At 75.4% G+C, this 2070-nt stretch carries 3 protein-coding genes; 1 reads left to right on the forward strand and 2 read right to left on the reverse strand.

What is annotated here, in order from left to right:
- Window positions 1-271 precede the first annotated feature (271 nt).
- Together ACIY1X_RS18140 and ACIY1X_RS18145 are read right to left on the reverse strand one after the other, a co-directional pair.
- The gene (locus tag ACIY1X_RS18140; protein ID WP_399683120.1) at window positions 272-640 is read right to left on the reverse strand and encodes a DUF2946 family protein; all 369 of its coding nucleotides are present in this window, start codon (window positions 638-640) and stop codon (window positions 272-274) included.
- Between the two features lie 21 nt (window positions 641-661).
- A complete protein-coding gene (locus tag ACIY1X_RS18145; RefSeq protein ID WP_399683124.1) occupies window positions 662-1666 on the reverse strand; it encodes a TraB/GumN family protein in 1005 nt (334 codons plus the stop codon).
- Window positions 1667-1717: 51 nt separating this feature from the next.
- On the opposite strand from ACIY1X_RS18145, the gene ACIY1X_RS18150 reads away from it, so the two are divergent.
- Window positions 1718-2070 (forward strand): VOC family protein (locus ACIY1X_RS18150; protein ID WP_399683127.1); only part of this gene is annotated, 353 nt, incomplete at its 3' end.

Below are 2070 nucleotides of genomic sequence, written 5' to 3' on the forward strand. Positions count from 1 at the left end.
CCGCCGGTGACGGTGACCACGCCCAGCGACTTGACGCGCTCCGGCGCGTCGTCGGCCGCCGGCTGCGCCCAGGACGACGACGCGGCCAGGCAGGGCGAAAAAAGAAGGGAGCAGGCCGCGCGGCGCCATGCGCGCGTCGGCAAGAGGGAATTCATGGGAAGCAGGCCTTTCGCGGCCGTGCCTGCACGGCCGCTGTCTTGCACACGGAATCGGCCGCCGGCACCCGCCATGTCGAATGGCAGGCGCCTGCGGCGACGGCGTCAGGGCAAGATCAGGCCGGAGGCCCGCGCGCGGGCAGCGGGGCCGCGGTGGCCGCAGCCAGCCGCGCGGCCTCGATGGGCTGCAGCGCATGGCCCAGCGGCTGGGGATGCGGCAGCGCCAGGGCGGCGGGCGCCGGTGGCGGCGCGCCGGCGAGCAGGCACATCGGGCAGTCCAGGTGCGTCGCACCCATCTCCTGCGCGCCGTCGTCGGTCTTCACGACGAGCTTGACCGCGCCGCTGGCCGAGCACACCAGTTCCATGGCCTGCGGGTGCACCAGGGGCGAGGCGACGGCCGCCCCCAGCGACAGCGCGAAGCACAGCAGCACGGCGCGGCCGAGCAGGCCGCGCGCGAGCAGGCAGAAACGATGGAAGCGCGCCATGGAAGCGCCGGATTATGCGGGTCAGGGCGGCGGCAGCACCTGCGTCACCGCGAAACCGCGCCGCTGCAGCAGCGCCACCAGGCCCTCGGCGCCCACCATGTGCAGCGCCCCGACGGCGGCGAAGACGCGCAGGCCGCCGTCGTGCAGGGCGGCGATGCCGCGCGCCAGCGCCGGGTTGCGCGCCTCCAGCAACTGGTGCATCAGCGCCCGCTCGGCCGGCGTCTGCATGCACTCGCACCACTGCGGGTAGCTGGCGAGGCGGGCCAGGTCGCCGCTGGCCCACATCTGCGCCAGCTCGCCCATGCGGCGGCGCAAGCGGCCGTTCTCCAGCTCAGCCAGCGCGTCGTCGACCTGCTCGGCCTCCTCGGCCGCCGTCTCGGGCACGAACAGCGCGCGCTGGTCGCGGGCACTCTCGAGCGCGACCAGCGGCAGCCGGGCGCGCCGGGCGTAGCCGGCCAGCACGGCGTCGATGGCGAACTCGGGGTGCAGGCCGTCGGCGCGCGCGGCGTGGCCGCTCAGGGCCGTGACCTGCAGCACCGGCGGCAGGGCGGCGAGCAGCCGGCCCTCCTCGGCCGCGCACACGGCCTGCCACTGGCGCTGCAGCCGGCGCGCCCGCTCGGCGGTGAGCACCTGGGCGCGCCGCGCCGGATCGCCCGGCGCCAGCAGCGGCTTCATCGCCTCGGCGTCCAGCGGGTCCAGCTCCAGCGCGAGGGTGTCGGCCTGGCGCAGCGCAGCGGCCAGGTGCGGGCCGGGCACCGTCCAGGCGGCGCGGCCCAGGTGCAGCGTGCCGTACAGCCACGAGACGCGGCCGTCCTTGTCGAGCCGCCAGAGGTAGCCACGGTCCTGCGGGCGGCGCTGGGCCTCCTTCATCGCCGCGGGGCCCATCTGCGACTGCGCGCTGGGCGGACAGGCCGGCCCCGCCGCCGCCGGCAGTGCCGCCGCCAGCGCCCATGCGGCGAGCGCCGCAGCGGCGCCAGGGAAGCGGCGGCGGCGCAGCGCCGCGAGCAAGGCAAGGGTCATCGGCATGAGAACGGGCGAGGGGGCCCGCATTGTCAGCGGCTGCCTATGATCCGTGCCATGAAGAGCATCTTCCATCTGGCCTACAACGTCCGCGATCTGGACGAGGCGCGCCGCTTCTACGGCGGCGTGCTGGGCTGCGCCGAGGGCCGCAGCACCGACACCTGGGTCGACTTCGATTTCTTCGGCCACCAGATCTCGCTGCACCTGGGCGAGCCCTTCGCCACCGCCCGCACCGGCCACGTGGGCGACGCGCTGGTGCCGATGCCGCACCTGGGCCTGATCCTGGAGCTGCCGGACTGGCAGGCGATGGCCGCGCGGCTGGAGGCAGCGGGCACCGACTTCGTGCTGAAGCCGCAGGTGCGCTTCGAGGGCCAGCCGGGCGAGCAGTGGACGATGTTCTTCTGCGACCC

The sequence above is a fragment of the Xenophilus sp. genome (genome assembly GCF_044462705.1).
In the GTDB taxonomy this organism is placed as follows: domain Bacteria; phylum Pseudomonadota; class Gammaproteobacteria; order Burkholderiales; family Burkholderiaceae_C; genus Xenophilus; species Xenophilus azovorans.

Bases quoted from the DNA above. Each gene is read 5' to 3' on its own strand.
- ACIY1X_RS18145 (WP_399683124.1), bottom strand. From the start codon at position 1,666: ATGCCGATGACCCTTGCCTTGCTCGCGGCGCTGCGCCGCCGCCGCTTC.
- ACIY1X_RS18140 (WP_399683120.1), bottom strand. From the start codon at position 640: ATGGCGCGCTTCCATCGTTTCTGCCTGCTCGCGCGCGGCCTGCTCGGC.